The organism is Sphingobium sp. C100 (assembly GCF_000508185.1).
Classification (GTDB): domain Bacteria; phylum Pseudomonadota; class Alphaproteobacteria; order Sphingomonadales; family Sphingomonadaceae; genus Sphingobium.
Genome location: NZ_AYOY01000169.1, coordinates 13,310 through 31,383, shown reverse-complemented (window position 1 = coordinate 31,383; position 18,074 = coordinate 13,310). Strand labels below are relative to the sequence as shown.

11 protein-coding genes are annotated in these 18,074 nt (G+C 64.9%); 3 read left to right on the top strand and 8 right to left on the bottom strand.

Going from position 1 to position 18,074, the window contains the following annotated elements; translation table 11 throughout:
* Positions 1-29 precede the first annotated feature (29 nt).
* Together rpoC and rpoB are read right to left on the bottom strand one after the other, a co-directional pair.
* Complete coding sequence (gene rpoC, locus C100_RS41140; RefSeq protein ID WP_024020943.1) at positions 30-4,286, bottom strand: DNA-directed RNA polymerase subunit beta'; 4,257 nt, start codon at positions 4,284-4,286, stop codon at positions 30-32.
* Positions 4,287-4,368: 82 nt separating this feature from the next.
* The gene (gene rpoB / locus C100_RS41135; protein ID WP_024020942.1) at positions 4,369-8,532 is read right to left on the bottom strand and encodes a DNA-directed RNA polymerase subunit beta; all 4,164 of its coding nucleotides are present in this window, start codon (positions 8,530-8,532) and stop codon (positions 4,369-4,371) included.
* A 353-nt stretch (positions 8,533-8,885) separates the two neighbouring features.
* Here rpoB and C100_RS41130 point away from each other — a divergent pair, with 353 nt between their 5' ends.
* Genes C100_RS41130 through C100_RS41120 form a run of 3 tightly spaced genes read left to right on the top strand, consistent with a single transcriptional unit; the run spans position 8,886 to position 10,885 of the window.
* The gene (locus C100_RS41130; RefSeq protein ID WP_024020941.1) at positions 8,886-9,278 is read left to right on the top strand and encodes a YidH family protein; all 393 of its coding nucleotides are present in this window, start codon (positions 8,886-8,888) and stop codon (positions 9,276-9,278) included.
* Between the two features lie 48 nt (positions 9,279-9,326).
* Positions 9,327-10,160 carry a diacylglycerol/lipid kinase family protein gene (locus C100_RS41125; RefSeq protein WP_024020940.1) on the top strand — a complete coding sequence of 278 codons (834 nt, stop codon included), beginning with the start codon at positions 9,327-9,329 and terminating at the stop codon, positions 10,158-10,160.
* Complete coding sequence (locus tag C100_RS41120) at positions 10,157-10,885, top strand: metallophosphoesterase family protein (protein ID WP_024020939.1); 729 nt, start codon at positions 10,157-10,159, stop codon at positions 10,883-10,885. The genes C100_RS41125 and C100_RS41120 overlap by 4 nt, the downstream gene beginning before the upstream one ends.
* A gap of 42 nt (positions 10,886-10,927) precedes the next feature.
* Here C100_RS41120 and C100_RS41115 read toward each other — a convergent pair whose 3' ends face one another.
* The 6 genes from C100_RS41115 to C100_RS41090 form a co-directional block, all read right to left on the bottom strand.
* The gene (locus C100_RS41115; protein WP_442800323.1) at positions 10,928-12,208 is read right to left on the bottom strand and encodes an aminotransferase class V-fold PLP-dependent enzyme; all 1,281 of its coding nucleotides are present in this window, start codon (positions 12,206-12,208) and stop codon (positions 10,928-10,930) included.
* 130 nt (positions 12,209-12,338) lie between these two features.
* Entirely contained in the window at positions 12,339-13,682 is a 1,344-nt protein-coding gene (locus C100_RS41110; RefSeq protein WP_024020937.1) for a cell wall hydrolase, read from the bottom strand.
* Between the two features lie 18 nt (positions 13,683-13,700).
* On the bottom strand, positions 13,701-14,618 hold the full coding sequence (cysK, locus tag C100_RS41105) for a cysteine synthase A (RefSeq protein ID WP_024020936.1): 918 nt from the start codon (positions 14,616-14,618) through the stop codon (positions 13,701-13,703).
* Entirely contained in the window at positions 14,615-15,919 is a 1,305-nt protein-coding gene (locus tag C100_RS41100; protein ID WP_031309946.1) for an MFS transporter, read from the bottom strand. The genes cysK and C100_RS41100 overlap by 4 nt, the downstream gene beginning before the upstream one ends.
* An 87-nt stretch (positions 15,920-16,006) precedes the next feature.
* Complete coding sequence (locus C100_RS41095; RefSeq protein ID WP_024020934.1) at positions 16,007-16,399, bottom strand: hypothetical protein; 393 nt, start codon at positions 16,397-16,399, stop codon at positions 16,007-16,009.
* Positions 16,400-16,434: 35 nt separating this feature from the next.
* A complete protein-coding gene (locus C100_RS41090; RefSeq protein ID WP_024020933.1) occupies positions 16,435-18,045 on the bottom strand; it encodes a helicase HerA-like domain-containing protein in 1,611 nt (536 codons plus the stop codon).
* Positions 18,046-18,074: the final 29 nt, after the last annotated feature.

Sequence of the window (18,074 nt, the reverse complement as noted above, 5' to 3'; positions counted from 1 at the left end):
CCAGGGAGCGGCTCCCGCGTCTTGGGCGCTTATTCCATGTCCTGGGTGGTGAAGTCCTCACCCTGGATGGCGGCCAGCGGATCATTGCCGATCGCCGCTTCCGGACCCTGCGCCAGTTCGGCGGCATGTTCCTCGGCGGCGGACTTCGGCGCGATCAGATGCGCGTCGTTGGTCGTCCGCAGCGCAGCTCGCAGCGCCGCGTCACGCGACGATGCAGCGACCCGCATCCGGTTCATGCCCGCGCCCGTGCCCGCCGGGATCAGGCGACCGACGATGACATTTTCCTTCAGACCGACCAGCGTGTCCTTCTTGCCCTGGACCGCCGCTTCCGTGAGGACGCGGGTAGTTTCTTGGAACGACGCGGCCGAGATGAAGCTGCGAGTCTGGAGCGAGGCCTTGGTGATGCCCAGCAGCACCGGCTTGCCCTCTGCGGGCTGTAAACCGGGCGCCAGCTTGGCGTTCACCTCGTCCATCTCCTCGCGATCCACCTGTTCGCCGACCAGCAAGGTGGTGTCGCCCGACACGATGATCTCGACCTTTTGCAGCATCTGACGAACGATCGTCTCGATATGCTTGTCGTTGATCTTCACGCCCTGCAAGCGATAGACTTCCTGGATCTCGGCGACCAGATATTCCGCCAGCGGCTCGATGCCGAGCACTTCGAGAATATCGTGCGGATCGGGCGAACCGCCGATCAGATTGTCGCCGCGCTTCACGAAGTCGCCTTCCTGAACGTCGATCACCTTGCTCTTGGGGATCAGATATTCGACCGGCTCGCCGCCATCCTCGGGATTGATGGCGATTTTGCGCTTCGCCTTGTAATCCTTGAGGAACTGGACGCGGCCCGACACCTTGGCAATGATCGCATTGTCCTTGGGCTTGCGGGCTTCGAACAGTTCGGCGACGCGCGGCAGACCGCCGGTGATGTCGCGGGTCTTGGCCGCTTCACGGCTGACACGCGCCAGCACGTCACCGGCCTGCACCTGGGCGCCATCATCGACCGAAAGGGTTGCGCCCACCGCCAGCATGTAGCGGGCGGCTTCACCCGACTGGTCGTCGAGCAGGGTCAGGCGGGGACGCAGATCCTCCTTAGACCGGGCCGATCCACGGAATTCCGTGACCACGCGCTGGGCGATACCCGTCGCTTCGTCGGTCTGCTCGGTCAGCGTCTTGCTGTCGATCAGATCCTGATACTTCACGATGCCCGGCTTTTCGGTGATCACCGGCATGGTGAACGGATCCCACTCGGCGATGCGGTCGCCCTTGGCCACCGCTGCGCCGTCCGCGAACAGGATGGTCGCGCCATAGGGCAGGCGATGGGTCGCGCGCTCGCGGCCCTCGCTGTCGATGATCGCGATCTCGCCGTTGCGGGCGAGGCTGAGGCGACGGCCATTCTTGTCCATGATGGTCGGCATGTCGCGCAGTTCGATCGTGCCGTCCGCCACGGATTCCAGGTTCGACGTTTCGTTGAAGTTCGCCGCGCCGCCGATGTGGAAGGTACGCATGGTGAGCTGCGTGCCCGGTTCGCCGATCGACTGGGCCGCGATGACGCCGACGGCTTCGCCGATGTTGACCGGCGTGCCGCGGGCCAGGTCACGACCGTAGCATTTGGCGCACACGCCCATCTTGCTTTCGCAGATAAGCGGGCTGCGGATCTTCACCGCCTGCGTGCCAATGGCCTCGATCTGCGCGATCATCGGCTCGTCCAGCAGCGTGCCGATGGGGATCACCACGCTGTTGTCCTTGGTGTCGACGATGTCCTCTGCCGTGGTGCGGCCCAGGATGCGCTCGCCGAGCGAGGCGATGACGGAGCCGCCCTGGACGATCGCCTTCATCTCCAGCGCCTTGTCGGTGCCGCAATCCTCCTCGACGACGGTGCAATCCTGCGACACATCGACCAGACGGCGGGTCAGGTAACCCGAATTCGCCGTCTTGAGCGCGGTGTCGGCCAGACCCTTGCGGGCGCCGTGCGTGGAGTTGAAATATTCAAGGACGGTCAGGCCTTCCTTGAAGTTAGAGATGATCGGCGTCTCGATGATCTCGCCCGAAGGCTTGGCCATCAGGCCGCGCATACCGGCAAGCTGCTTCATCTGCGCCTGCGAACCACGGGCGCCCGAATGGGCCATCATGTAGATCGAGTTGATCGGCGCCATCCGGCCCGTATTCGGGTCTTTGGGCTGGGCCTTGATCTCGTCCATCATGGCGTTGGCGACCTGGTCGCCGCAGCGCGACCAGGCGTCGATCACCTTGTTGTATTTTTCCTGCTGGGTGATCAGGCCGTCCTGATATTGCTGCTCATAATCGGCCACCAGCGCCTTGGTCTCATCGACCATCGTCACCTTGCTGTCGGGGATGACCATGTCGTCCTTGCCGAAGCTGATGCCGGCCTGGAAAGCGTGCTTGAAGCCCAGCGCCATGATGGCGTCGGCGAACAGCACGGTGTCCTTCTGGCCGGTGTGACGATAGACCTGATCGATCACGTCGCCGATTTCCTTCTTGGTCAGAAGGCGGTTGACGACGTCGAAGGGCACCTTGAAGTTCTTGGGCAGGCATTCGCCCAGCAACATGCGACCCGGCGTGGTTTCGAACCGCTTCATATATTGCTGACCGGCTTCGTCGGTCTGCGGCACGCGGCTGATGATCTTGCTGTGCAGGGTCACGGCCTTGGCGAACAGCGCCTGATGCACTTCCTGCATGTCGGCGAGCAACATGCCTTCGCCCGGCTCGCCTTCGCGTTCCATCGACAGATAATAGATGCCCAGCACCATGTCCTGCGACGGCACGATGATCGGCTTGCCGTTCGCGGGCGACAGGATGTTGTTGGTGGACATCATCAGGACGCGCGCTTCCAACTGGGCCTCAAGGCTCAGGGGGACGTGAACGGCCATCTGGTCGCCGTCGAAGTCAGCGTTGAAGGCGGAGCAGACCAGCGGATGAAGCTGGATCGCCTTGCCTTCGATCAGGACGGGTTCGAACGCCTGGATGCCCAGACGGTGAAGCGTGGGCGCGCGGTTCAGCATTACCGGATGCTCGCGGATCACCTCATCCAGGATGTCCCAGACTTCCTTGCGCTCCTTCTCGACCCACTTCTTGGCCTGCTTCAGGGTCATGGACAGACCCTTGGCGTCGAGGCGGGCGTAGATGAACGGCTTGAACAGTTCGAGCGCCATCTTCTTGGGCAGGCCGCACTGATGCAGCTTCAATTCAGGACCGGTCACGATGACCGAACGACCCGAATAGTCGACGCGCTTGCCGAGCAGGTTCTGGCGGAAGCGGCCCTGCTTGCCCTTGAGCATGTCGGAGAGCGATTTCAGCGGACGCTTGTTGGCGCCGGTGATGACGCGGCCGCGACGGCCATTGTCGAACAGGGCGTCGACGGCTTCCTGCAACATGCGCTTTTCGTTGCGGACGATGATGTCCGGCGCACGCAGTTCCATCAGTCGCTTCAGGCGGTTGTTGCGGTTAATGACGCGGCGATACAGGTCATTAAGATCCGACGTCGCGAAACGGCCGCCATCCAGCGGCACCAGCGGGCGCAGTTCTGGCGGGATGACCGGCACGACGTCCAGGATCATCCATTCGGGACGGTTGCCCGATTCCAGGAAGCTCTCGACGACCTTCAGGCGCTTGATGATCTTCTTGGGCTTGAGTTCCGACTTGGTGGTCGCCAGTTCCTCGAGCAGAACCTGCTTTTCGCCTTCCAGGTCGAGATCCATCAGCATGACCTTGACCGCTTCCGCGCCGATACCGGCGGTGAAGGCGTCTTCGCCATATTCGTCCTGCGCGTCCAGCAGTTCGTCCTCGGTCAGCAACTGGAACTTCTCCAGCGGCGTCAGGCCCGGCTCGGTGACGATGTAGCTCTCGAAATAGAGGACGCGCTCAAGCTGCTTGAGCTGCATGTCGAGCAGCAGGCCGATGCGCGAGGGCAGGGACTTGAGGAACCAGATATGCGCGACCGGCGCGGCCAGTTCGATATGGCCCATGCGCTCGCGGCGGACCTTGCTCACCGTAACTTCGACACCGCACTTTTCGCAGACGATGCCCTTATACTTCATGCGCTTATACTTGCCGCACAGGCACTCATAATCCTTGATCGGACCGAAGATGCGCGCGCAGAACAGGCCGTCACGCTCGGGCTTGAACGTGCGATAGTTGATCGTTTCGGGCTTCTTGATCTCGCCGAAGGACCATGAACGGATGCGCTCGGGGGAAGCGAGTCCGATCTGGATCTGGTCGAAGGTTTCCGGCTTCTGGACCGGGTTGGCGAAGTTGGTCAGTTCGTTCATTTTTTCAATTCCCTCTAGAGGGTAAATTTTCCGGGCGAGGTTGGGCAGGGGTGCCGTTCACGAAACGGCACCCGATAATCCCTTACTCCGCCGCCTGCGCCATGCCGTCGTCGTCCTCGACCTCGTCCATCGCGGCGAGTTCGACGTTGAGACCCAGCGAGCGCATTTCCTTGACGAGCACGTTGAAGCTCTCGGGAATGCCGGCCTCGAACGTGTCGTCACCCTTGACGATCGCCTCATAGACCTTGGTGCGGCCGACCACGTCGTCCGACTTCACCGTCAGCATTTCCTGCAACGTGTAGGCGGCGCCATAGGCCTGGAGCGCCCACACCTCCATCTCACCGAAGCGCTGCCCGCCGAACTGCGCCTTACCGCCCAGCGGCTGCTGGGTGACGAGGCTGTAGGGGCCGATGGAGCGCGCGTGGATCTTGTCGTCGACCAGGTGATGGAGCTTCAGCATATAGATGATGCCCACCGTGACCTTGCGGTCGAACCGGTCGCCGGTGCGGCCGTCATACAGGTCCGACTGACCCGATGTGTGCAGGCCCGCCAGTTCCAGCATCGCCGACACATCGGCTTCGCGGGCGCCGTCGAACACCGGCGTCGCCATCGGCACGCCACGGCCCAGATGCTCGGCCAGGTCGATGATCTGCTCGGGGGTCCGGGCCTCGATCTGTTCGGCATAATGCGCGCCATAGGTGTCGACCAGCCGCTGCCTCACCGCGTCGGGCATCGCGCCCGCCTCGGCGTTCGGATTGGCTTCGCGCCAATCTTCCAGGGCATGCTTGATCTGCTCGCCCAGGCCGCGCGCGGCCCAACCCAGATGGGTTTCGAAGATCTGCCCGACATTCATGCGCGACGGCACGCCCAGCGGGTTGAGCACGATGTCGACATGGGTGCCATCCTCCAGGAACGGCATGTCTTCGATCGGCAGGATGCGCGAAATGACGCCCTTGTTGCCGTGACGGCCGGCCATCTTGTCGCCCGGCTGCAGCTTGCGCTTCACCGCGACGAACACCTTGACCATCTTGAGCACGCCCGGCGGCAGTTCGTCGCCGCGCTGCAGCTTGTCAACGCGATCCTCGAACTTCTCGACGATCAGCTTCACCGCCTCGTCATATTGCGCCTTGACGGCTTCGATACCGGCCTGGCGCTGATCGTCCTCGACGGCGAACTTCCACCATTCATGACGTTCGACTTCGCCCAGCAGGGCCTCGTCGATCACCACGCCCTTCTTGATGCCCTTGGGCGCGGCCGAAGCGGTCTGGCCCAGCAGCATTTCGGACAAGCGGTTGAATGTCGCCCGGTTGAGGATGGCGCGTTCGTCCTCGCGGTCCTTGGCCAGGCGGTCGATTTCCTCGCGCTCGATCGCCATCGCGCGCTCGTCCTTGTCGATGCCGTGGCGGTTGAACACGCGCACTTCGACGACCGTGCCGGCGACGCCCGGCGGCAGGCGCAGCGACGTGTCGCGCACGTCGCTCGCCTTTTCGCCGAAGATCGCGCGGAGCAGCTTTTCTTCCGGGGTCATCGGCGATTCGCCCTTGGGCGTGATCTTGCCGACCAGGATGTCGCCCGGCTCCACTTCAGCGCCGATATAGACGATGCCCGCCTCGTCGAGGTTGCGCAGCGCTTCCTCGCCGACATTGGGGATGTCGCGGGTGATGTCCTCCGGCCCCAGCTTGGTGTCTCGGGCCATGACCTCGAACTCCTCGATATGGATCGAGGTGAAGACGTCATCCTTCACGATCCGCTCGGAGATCAGGATGGAGTCTTCATAATTATACCCGTTCCAGGGCATGAACGCGACCAGGGTGTTGCGGCCCAGCGCCAGCTCGCCGAACTCGGTCGACGGGCCGTCGGCGATCACGTCGCCAGCCTCGATCAGGTCGCCCACCTTCACCAGCGGACGCTGGTTGATGCAGGTGTCCTGGTTCGAACGCTGGAACTTCTGCAGCGTGTAGATATCGACGCCCGACTGACCGGGTTCGACATCGCCGGTGGCGCGGATGACGATACGGGTCGCGTCGACCTGATCGACGATACCGGCGCGCTTGGATGCGACGGCTGCGCCCGAATCGCGGGCGACCGTGCCTTCCATGCCGGTGCCGACGAACGGCGCCTCGGCCTGGACCAGCGGCACCGCCTGCCGCTGCATGTTGGAACCCATCAGCGCGCGGTTGGCGTCATCATTTTCCAGGAAGGGAATGAGCGACGCCGCGACCGACACCAGCTGCTTGGGACTGACGTCCATCAGCGTGATATGGTCCTTGGGCGACATCAGGAATTCGCCGGCTTCACGCGCGGAGATCAGGTCTTCCACGAAGCTGCCGTCGGCATCCAGTTCTGCGTTGGCCTGCGCGATCGTGTGCTTGGCCTCTTCCATCGCCGACAGATAGACGACGTCGTTGGTGACCTTATGATCCACGACCTTGCGATATGGCGTCTCGATGAAGCCATATTTGTTGACGCGGCTGAACGTCGCCAGCGAGTTGATCAGACCGATGTTCGGGCCTTCAGGCGTTTCGATCGGGCAGATACGACCATAATGGGTCGGGTGAACGTCGCGGACTTCAAAGCCCGCGCGCTCACGGGTCAGACCGCCCGGCCCAAGCGCCGACACGCGGCGCTTGTGGGTGACTTCCGACAGCGGGTTGGTCTGGTCCATGAACTGCGACAGCTGCGAAGAGCCGAAGAATTCACGCACCGCGGCCACGGCAGGCTTCGCGTTGATGAGGTCGTTCGGCATCACGGTCGACACGTCGACGCTCGACATGCGCTCCTTGACCGCACGTTCCATGCGCAGCAGGCCGACGCGATACTGGTTTTCCAGCAATTCGCCGACCGAACGCACGCGGCGGTTGCCGAGATTGTCGATATCGTCGATCTCGCCCTTGCCGTCCTTGAGGTTCACCAGCTCCTTGACCACGGCCAGGATGTCCTCGGTCCGCAGCGTGGTGACGGTGTCCTCGGCGTCCAGGTCCAGGCGCATGTTCATCTTGACGCGGCCGACGGCCGACAGGTCATAGCGCTCGGAATCGAAGAACAGCCCGGCAAACAGCGCATCGGCGGTCTCGCGCGTCGGCGGCTCGCCGGGGCGCATGACGCGGTAGATGTCGGCCAGCGCCTGGTCGCGATCCTCTGCCTTGTCGGCTTTCAGCGTGTTGCGGATCCACGGACCCGTCGACACATGGTCGATGTCCAGCAATTCCAGCCGATCGATGCCGGCCTTGTCCAGCTTCTCCAGATTTTCCGGCGAAACCTCGTCACCCGCTTCGATATAAATCTCGCCGGTGCTCTCGTTGATCAGGTCGTAGGCGCTGTAGCGGCCATAAACTTCGTCGGTCGGGATCAGCAGCGTCTCAAGCCCGTCCTTCTCCGCCTTGTTGGCGGCGCGGGGGCTGATCTTCTGGCCAGCGGCGAACATGACTTCGCCCGACTTGGCATCGACGATGTCGAACGCCGGCTTCATACCGCGCCAGGCTTCGGCGAGATAAGGGATCTGCCAGCCGCCTTCGCCGCGGATATAGACGACCTTGTTGTAGAACTGGCTGAGAATATCTTCCGGCGTCAGGCCCAGCGCGAACAGCAGCGCCGTCACCGGCAGCTTGCGCTTGCGGTCGATGCGGACATTGACGATGTCCTTGGCGTCGAATTCGAAGTCGAGCCACGAACCGCGATAGGGGATGACGCGCGCGGCGAACAGATATTTGCCCGACGAATGGGTCTTGCCGCGGTCATGGTCGAACAGGACGCCCGGTGAACGGTGCATCTGGCTGACGATGACACGCTCGGTGCCGTTGACGATGAAGGTGCCGTTGCCCGTCATCAGGGGCATGTCGCCCATATAGACGTCCTGCTCTTTGATATCGAGCACGGAGCGGGTTTCGGTGTCCTGATCGACTTCGAACACGATCAGGCGCAGCGTGACGCGCATCGGCGCAGCATAGGTGATGCCGCGCTGACGGCATTCCTCGACGTCATATTTGGGGTCTTCCAGCTCGTAATGGACGAAGTCCATCTCGGCCGTGCCGGCGAAGTCGCGGATCGGGAAGACCGAGCGCAGGGTCTTTTCCAGGCCCGAAACATAGCCGATCTTCGGATTCGAACGCAGGAACTGCTCGTAGCTCTCCCTTTGAACCTCGATCAGGTTCGGCATCTGCACCACTTCGTGGATGTCGCCGAACACCTTGCGGATGCGCTTCTTCGCGCCGGTATTGCTGATCGTTGGGAGAGCTTTGGTCGCCATGCGGGTCCTGCCTGTTGCCTGTCTAAGACGTCGTCTGTTCGTCGTTTTTTCCGCATTGCGGCGGAAATTCAGTCCAGAGGCGTCGGAATCAGGGGTGATTCGCACCCTTCATTCCACGCAAAAAAGTGCGAACCGGGACTGTCCGATCCGCACTGTCAGCGTCTATGAAACCCAGTAGAACCGCCCTATTCCTGCCAACGACCGTGCGCAACGCGGTCGAGGCTCCCGAGCGATCCGGGCGCGGCGCACAGTCCCCGAAGGGAACCACAGGCCGTCTTGCGAGCTGCCCATATAGTCGCAGGCACGGTGCTTGTGAAGGGGGAACGCACCGCCGGCCAGTCGGTTTTATCGGGATGGCTGACAGCGAAGACGACAGGTCCGGCCGTCTCGACCTGGCGCAGGACCGCACTGACCTTGCCGAGGACCGCACCGTCCTGGCCCATGAACGCAGCTTTGCCGGCTGGGTGCGCACGGGCATGGCGTCGGTCGGCATAGGGCTGGGCTTTCACGCCCTGTTCCAGGCGCTTCGCCCCGTCTGGGTGTTACAAGCGATCGCTTCCGCCTTTCTGCTCATCGCCATCTTCATCTTCCTGTCGGCGGAACGTCGCGCCTGCGCGATCATCCACCGGCTCGAAAGCCATCAGGTTGCGACGTTCAAGCCGGTGCGTATCCGCCTTCTCACCTGGTCGCTGGTGCTGGCGACCACGGCCTTGCTCGCCGCCATCTGGCTTTTCATCGGAAAATAGCGCCGCCTGCGCGGACCTCTCGTCCGCTCCGGGCGTTCAGCGGGCGCTATGCAACGGCTCTGGTTCATTTCCAACATCCTGTCCGGGTCGGCCACGCAGGCCGGCTGCGAGGCGATCGAGGCGGTCTGTCGGGAAAAGGGGCTGGCGCTCGCCGGCCGCACGCGCTTTCCCGAAGATCCGCTTCCCGATCCCGCCGATCTGGAAGCGGCGGGCGCGGACACGCTGATGCTGTTCGCCGGCGATGGCACGATCAACGCGGCGCTCTGCAAATATGCCGACTGGGACGGCGACATATTGGTCCTGCCCGGCGGCACGATGAACCTGCTCGCCAAAACGCTGCATGGCGACAGTCCGCCTGCCGATATCGTTCACGCCGCCCATCTTTCCCAGCGCCGCGTCGCCCTGCCTTATGCCCAGGCCGGTCGGCTGCGCGCCTTTGTCGGCCTCATCATCGGCCCCGCCGCCCATTGGGTGCGTGCCCGCGAAGCCGCGCGGGAAGGCCGCTTGGCCCGGCTGCTGCGCGCCGCCATGCAGGCGTGGCGCCGCACCTTCGGCGATCATGTGCGGATTACTGGCGTGCCGGGTCTTAACCATCGCTATCAGGCGATCCTTGCGACGCCCGCAAAGCCGGGGATGGCCGTCGCGGGCGTCGATGCGCGGGACTGGCGCACCATCGCCGAACTGGGCTGGGACTGGCTGCGGGGGGACTGGCTGGCGGCACGCGCCGTCACCGCGACGCGCGCGGACATCTTCACTCTGGCGGGCCGCAAACCTGTCCTCGCTCTGTTCGATGGCGAGCCTGAAAGGCTGCCGCCCGGCACGCGCATCAGCGGCGGCGTGACGCGCCCCTTCTTCCTCGCCACGCGGGAGCCGCCCGCATGATCCGCCTTTTCCACGTCAGCGACCTCCATTTCGGCGCCGAGGACCAGGCGGCGCTCGACTGGTTCGCCGCCCGCGTAGCGGCGGAGCAGCCCGATGCCGTCATCGTCACCGGCGATCTCACCATGCGCGCGCGCCACCCTGAATTCGCCGCCGCCGCCCAATGGCTCAAGGGATTGGGCCGGCCGCTGACCGTCGAAGTCGGCAATCACGACATTCCTTATTTCAACATCTTCGCCCGCTTCTTTCGGCCCTATCGCCGTTATCAGGCGATCGAGCGGATGATCGAGCGTCCGCTCGACCTGCCGGGGCTCAGCGTCGTGCCGCTCAAGACCACCGCCCGGCTCCAGTTTCGCCTGAACTGGTCGAAGGGCGTGGTCAGCGCCGCCAGCCTCCGGGCAGCATTGGCGGAAATCGATGCAGCGCCCGCCGACAGCCTCATCCTCGTCGCCTGTCATCATCCGCTGGTGGAGGGCGGCACGCGCCTCCATTCGCGTACGCGCGGCGGCTTGGCCGCGCTCGATGCGCTGGGGCGGGCAGGGGCGCACGCGGTGCTCAGCGGCCATGTCCATGATCCTTTCGATCTGCCCGCACCGGCAGGACGTCGCATCGTCCGGCTCATCGGCGCCGGCACGTTGTCCGAGCGGACCCGCGAAAGCCGCCCCTCTTTCAACGAGGTGCGGGTCGAAGGGCGCGAACTTGAAACGCTGGTCCACATGATGGATTGACCGGGCCATGCCGCCACCGGCCAATGCGAAGGGGCGGCGGGTTCACGCGAACAGCCCACGCTCCGCCCGGATCGCCGCCACCAGCCGGTCCAGTTCCGCGCTTGTATTGAACAGGGCCGGCGTCACGCGCAGCACCGGCCCGGACGCCAGTCCCGCCTTCGCCACCACCAGCAGCCTATATTTGTCGAGGAACAGCCCGGCCGCCTTCTTCGCGTCGTCGGGGCCATTCATGCCCGGCAGGCGAAAGCCCGTTACCGCGCCATAGCGGCCCGGTTCGTCTGGCAGCATGATCTTCAGCCCAGGCACATCGCGCACCCGCTCCACCCAATAGTCGCGCAATCGCACCAGATGGCGATGTTTCGCCCCCGGCCCGATCGCGTCCTGCACTGCGATGGCGCTCGGCACGGTCAGCCGCGCCGCGAAATCGACCGTGCCGGTGGGGATGCGCGCGCGAATATCCTCCGGCCCGTGGATGCGGTTGCCGAGCCAGGGCGCAATATCCTGCAACCGTTCCTTGCGGATGTAGATGCCCCCGGTGCCGAGCGGCGCGGCCAGCCATTTGTGCAGCGAAAAGCCGATGAAATCCGCGCCCGTCTCCTCCACTGTGAAGGGGATGTGACCGACCGCCTGCGCGCTGTCCAGGATCACGTCGACGCCCCGCGCCTTCGCCAGCGCGACGATCGCCCTGACCGGCGGCACCAGCCCGTTGCGATTGGACAAATGGGTCAACAGCAACAGTTTCGCGCGTGGCGTGTCCTCCAGCACCTTGTCATAGGCCGCCAGGATATTGGCTTCGGTATGCGGCTCAGGCAGTGAAAATCGCACGATGCGCGCGCCCCGGCTCTGCTCCAGATAGTCGCAGGCGAACTGCATCTCGTCATAATCGACATCGGCATGAATCACCGCATCGCCCGGTCTGATCGCCGCATAATTGGCGATCAGCGCATAGAGCGCCTCGGTCCCGCCACCCGACAGCGCAATCTCTTCCGTCGACGCGCCCAGCATTCGCGCCACCGCCGCGCGCGATTTGTCGAGTTCGACGTCGCGCGGGTGGCCGGGAACCCCGCTGCGCAGGAACAGGGCATGGTTCTGGTTGACCCAGTGGGAATGGGCCGCATAGGCGGCCTGCACCGGACGGGTCATCGCGCCATAATAGGCTGCGTCGAACGTCGCGAAATCGTGCCTCACATCATAGAGCCGAGCCAAGGCCGCCTGCGCGCTGGCGAAATCGTCCATATCGCCTGAAAAAGCAAAAGGCGCGTCGGCCGGCCATGCGTCCGTGGAACTGTCGCTCGCCATGGCGGGGCCGCCCGCCACCGCCATGCCCAGCGCGCCGCCCATCAGTGCGCCCGACCGTCCCAGAAATCCTCGCCTTGTGTCCATGCCCCACTCCGCATTTTGGTAATGCTATACCGTAACGAAGATGAGGCGATTTTCCGCCACCCGGTGAACTTCACTCGCCCCCGCTCGGTGCCGCTGGCGGCGGAGAAACCGGCGTGACCGGCATGATCTTCACGGTTTCGAACCGATCCTTGCGTCTGACCCCGTCGAGTGCTCCGCCGGCCGACGGGGCAGGGGGCGCGGCTGCCACGCGGCGGCGCATACATTGGCTTTGCGCCTGGCGCGGCGTCTGGTCGCAATTCCATAACGCTCGTTGCAGCCCGCTATCGACATTATGGATATAGGCGAAACTCATCGCGTCCAGTTCCGCGTCGCTCAGCGGCAGGCGCGATGGCGTGCTGCCCGGTCGCCACGCCATGATCCGACATGCCTGCCGCCCGGCGCAGAAGGTCTGCGCCATCGCCGGCCAGCCGTCGGGCGTCCCGCCGCGGGGCAACTCGACCAGGAAGCTCTTGCCGTCCGGTCCCAGCACCGCCAGCCGCACGCCGCCGACGGTCTTGCCCAGCATATCCGCGCCGATGGCCTGTTTCGGCCGGGCCGCCAGCGCGGCCGCGCCGGTGCCGGGGACCAGCAGCGGCGGGCCGTCCAGCGGGACGCCTGTGCTTCCCTGATGCGCGGCGGAAAGGCGCGCAATCTTGCCGATCAGCGGCTCCCTTGGATCGCGGACGAAGCGGAAGGCGGGCGGCGTGCCCCACCAGCCGCGCCAGCGGAAGAAGAGATGTGTGCCGACCGATGCGATCTTGTCCAGGCTGCCGCTCCAATAGGGGACGACCCAGTTGGTATGATAATGGGTGGCATAGCCGACCGGGGCATAGACCTTGCCCGCCAGCGCACGCCTGGCGATCTCCCGCGCACGCGCCCAGGCCGTTTCGCCCGGCGTGCGCGCCAGCGCCCCGTCGCAGGTGAAGGTGAACTGGCAACCGGTTGTGCGTTCCTGCCCCTGAAAAACGACGCCGCACACCGTCTTGGGAAAGGCCGGATGGCGCACACGATTGAGCACCACCTGCGCCACCGCTTCCTCGCCCACGGCATCGTCGCCCGCTTCGAACAACTGCGCCGCGGCCAGGCAGTCGGTCGCGCGCGCCAGGTCGGTTTCGTCGCCTGCAAAGACGAAGGGCCGCGCCGGCGGGTTGGACAGTCTGGAAAAGGGAATGGCCGCGTTCAACGCGCGCGCCTGGTCCTGCGGCAGCGCATAGAGTTTGACCGGTTCCACCGGCGGCGGCGTGACGGCTTTATGTTTCCGCGCCGCCGCGGCAGGAGAGAGGGCCGTCCCCTCGGCCCCCGGCCGCGCGCGCGTCTCCCATCCGGCAACGGCCATCGGCAGGCCGACGAACAGCAGCGCCCAGACCAGCCACAGCAGCGGATGCGGCCGGGTGGAGGAGGGGGCGTCGGTCATGCCTTGGTCGCCACGCCTTTATTCGGGCAGGAAATCGGGCACCGAGAGGTAGCGTTCGCCGGTGTCATAGTTGAAGCCCAGAACCCGGCTGCCGGCGGGGAGTTCCTTCAGCTTTTGCGCGATGCCGGCCAGGGTCGCCCCGGACGAGATGCCGACCAGCATCCCTTCCTCCGACGCGGCGCGCCGGGCATAGTCCTTGGCGTCCGCCGGATCGACCTGGATCACCCCGTCCAGCAACTGGGTGTGCAGATTGGCCGGGATGAAGCCAGCGCCGATGCCCTGGATCGGGTGCGGGCCGGGCTGGCCGCCGCTGATGACCGGCGACAGGGACGGCTCGACCGCGAAGACCTTGATATGTGGCCATGCCTTTTTCAACACCTCCGCCACACCGGTGATGTGGCCGCCGGTGCCCACGCCCGTCACCAGCGCGTCGATCGGGGCGTCGGCGAAGTCGGTCAGGATTTCCTGCGCGGTGGTGCGGACATGCACGTCGATATTGGCGGGATTTTCAAATTGCTGGGGCATCCAGCTGCCAGGCGTCTGGCTTACCAGCTCCAGCCCGCGCTCGATCGCGCCCTTCATGCCCTTCTCGCGCGGGGTCAGGTCGAAACTCGCGCCATAGGCCAGCATCAGCCGGCGACGCTCGATCGACATGCTCTCCGGCATGACCAGGACCAGCTTATAGCCCTTGACCGCCGCGACCATCGCCAGGCCAACGCCGGTATTGCCCGATGTCGGTTCGATGATGGTGCCGCCGGGCTGCAACTCGCCCGATGCTTCGGCGGCCTCGATCATGGCCAGCGCGATGCGGTCCTTGATCGATCCGCCGGGGTTCGACCGTTCCGACTTGATCCAGACCTCGGCATCGCCGAACAGGCGGTTGATGCGGATATGCGGCGTATTGCCGATGGTTTCGAGTATCGTGGCAGCTTTCATGGGGCCTTCTCCTGGCTGAATTCGGCACGCCCGATGTCGGGTGGATCGAAGCTACGCGCAAGGCGCAATTCTGGAAAGAGCCGCGCCCACAGGATGGTGATGATGATGGCGCCCACGCCGCCGCCGATCACAGCCGCCACTGGCCCTACCAGTGCGGCGAGAAAGCCGCTTTCGGCTTCGCCCAGTTCGTTGGAGGCCGAGATGGTGAGCTGCGACAGGCTCGACACGCGTCCGCGCATCGCGTCGGGTGTGTGCAACTGCACCAGCGACTGGCGCACGAACACCGACACCATATCCGCGCCGCCCAGCACGATCAGCGCGCCGATCCCGGTTTCGACGGCGATGTCGCGCGGCATGAAGGCGGTGCTGCCAAAAACGATGGTGGCGATCCCGAACAGGATGACCGCGCCCAGCATCTTCAACCCCACCTCGGTCTTCATCGGGCGGAAGGAAAACCACAGCGCCGTCAGACCAGCGCCGATGCCCGGCGCGGCGGCCAGATGGCCCAGGCCCGCCGATCCCACATGCAATATGTCGCGCGCATAGACCGGCAGCAGCGCGGTCGCGCCCGCCAGCAGCACCGCGAACAGGTCCAGCGTGATCGTCGCCAGAACCAGCCGGTTGCCCTTAACATAGGCGAACCCGTCGATCATCTGGCGGATCGGATGGCGGCTCGTGTCGCGGGGCGGCTGCGGCACCTTGCCGATCATCAGCATCGCGATCAGCGCCACACTGAACAGGGCCGCCGCCAGCGCATAGGCGCCCCAGGGCGTCGCCGCATAGGCATAGCCGCCCAGAGCCGGCCCGGCGATCGACCCCGCCTGCCACACCACCGCCGAAATGGCGATCGCGTTGGGCAGCACCTGCGGCGGCACCAGATTGGGCGCGAGCGCGCCATAGGCCGGACCGTTGAAGGCGCGGGCGGTGCCAACCACCACCGCCATGCCGAATATCAGCGGCAGACTGACCCAGCCTTCATAGGTGGCGAAGGCGAGCAGGCCGGACGCCGCCGTCAGCAGCGCCAGCGTCAACCGGGTGATGATCCGCCGGTCATAATGATCCGCGACCCAGCCGGTGACGGGCGTCAGCAGGAACAGCGGCAGGAACTGGGCCAGGCCGATCAGGCCCAGCTGTGCCGACGCGCCCGCCGTGGTCATGGTTTCGCGCGCTATATTATAGGCCTGCCAACCCAGCACGATCATCATGCCATATTGCGCCAGCACGGCGGCCATGCGCCCGATCAGATAAGCCCGGAAATTTCCGAATCTTAGCGGGTGGCCGGGCGGGATCAGCGATGACATGGCGAGCGCTTTAGCCGCGCCGGCCTGCGCTAGGCAACCGCCGCGGACATGGTGCGCCGACAAGATTTGCTTTGCTGGAAAAGCCGTTCAGCGTTGCAGCAGCACGCCGCTGACCGACCCGTTGCGCACCGAACAGACAAAGGGGATGTCCGGTCCGCCCGGCACGCCGATCATGCCTTCGACTTCCCACCCGGTCGACATGCTGCTGGCGCGGGCCTGGCCGATCAGCCGCGCGTCCGACCCAGCCTGATAGAGCGCCTTCGCCGCGCAGGCATCGCGTGCGGCCGCCGCCGACCCGATCGGCCCATAGCCGGGCGAGGCATAGGGCGCTCGCCGCGCATCCCGGTCGGCCTGCTGGTCGCGGGCAATATCGCTGGCGATGGCCGCCGCGACGACGTCATGCGGACTGATAACCGTCTGCGCATATATGGGGCTGGCGCACATCGCTGCCGCTACTGTCCAGATCGCTGTCGCTTTCATCCTGAGCCGCCTCCCAGCCGGCGGCCTATTCTATCCTATTTGAACAGGCTGCCCAAGATGCCGCGCACCAGTTGCCCGGCGATTCCGCCCGAAGATTTGCGCCGCGAAGACCCGCCGAACACCGCGCGGCCCAGCTCGTTGGCGACCTGTCGCCCGACCGAGGAAGCCGCCGATCGCGTCGCCGACTGGATCGCCTTGTCCATCGAACTGGGCTTGGCCGCCTCGCGCGCCTGGCGCTTCAATTCCGCCTCGCGCTGCTTCGCCTCGCTCTTGGCCTGGGCGGCGGCGGCCTTGTCCGCCTCGGCCTGCGCTTTTTCCGCCTGCGCAGCCGCTGCGGCGGCCTCGGCCCGCGCCGCCAATATCTCCTCCGCCGACTCTCGGTTGACCGCCATGTCATATTTGCCCGCGCACGGAGAGATGGACTGGATGATCGCCCGTTCCTTCGCGTCGATCGTCCCCAGCCGCGACCGGGGCGGGGCGACCAGGGTGCGCTGGACGATGCCGGGCGCGCCATCCTCCTGCAACAGCGACACCAGCGCCTCGCCGACCTTCAGTTCGGTGATCGCCGTCTCGACGTCCAACTCCGGGTTGATGCGGAAGGTTTCGGCCGCTGCCTTGATCGCCCGCTGGTCGCGCGGGGTGAAGGCGCGCAGCGCATGTTGCACCCGGTTGCCGAGCTGGCCCGCCACATCCTCAGGAATGTCGATCGGGTTTTGCGTTACGAAATAGACGCCCACGCCCTTGGACCGGATCAGCCGCACCACCTGCTCGATCTTGTCGGTCAGCGCCTTGGGCGCATCCTCGAACAACAGATGCGCTTCGTCGAAGAAGAAGACCAGCTTGGGTTTGTCGGGATCGCCCACTTCGGGCAGCGTCTCGAACAGTTCGGACAGCAGCCACAGCAGGAAGGTCGCATAGAGCTTCGGGCTCTGCATCAGCTTGTCGGCGGCCAGCACGTTGATATAGCCGCGCCCTTTTTCATCCACCGTCAGGAAATCATGGATGTCGAGCGCCGGCTCGCCGAAGAAATGGTCGCCGCCCTGCGCGTCGAGTTGCAGCAATTGCCGCTGGATCGCACCGACGCTGGCCTTGCTGACATTGCCGTAGCGGGTCGTGAGCATATCGGCATTGTCCGCCACCCAGGCGAGCATCGCCTGAAGATCGCCCAGGTCGAGCAGCAGCAGCCCTTCCTCGTCGGCATAGCGGAAGGCGATCGACAGCACGCCTTCCTGCGTATCGTTCAACCCCATCAGCCGCGCCAGCAGCAACGGTCCCATTTCGTTCACCGTCGTGCGGATCGGGTGGCCCTGTTGCCCATACAGATCCCAGAAGATTGCCGGATTATCGGCATAGGCATAATTGCTCATGCCGATCTCGGCGGCGCGGGCGACCAGCTTGTCGGCATTTTTCGCGGTCGGCGATCCCGCCATGGCGATCCCGGCCAGGTCGCCCTTCACATCGGCCAGGAACACCGGCACGCCGCGCGCGGAAAAGCCCTCGGCGATGCCCTGGAGCGTCACCGTCTTGCCGGTGCCGGTCGCCCCGGCGATCAGGCCGTGGCGGTTGGCGCGGCGCAGGTTCAGCGTCTGCGGCACGCCTCCGTCCTTTTCCGGCGCGCCAAGTCCGATGAAAATGCCCTCGCTCATAGTCCGGTCCTTCCCCCATAAAAGAAAAC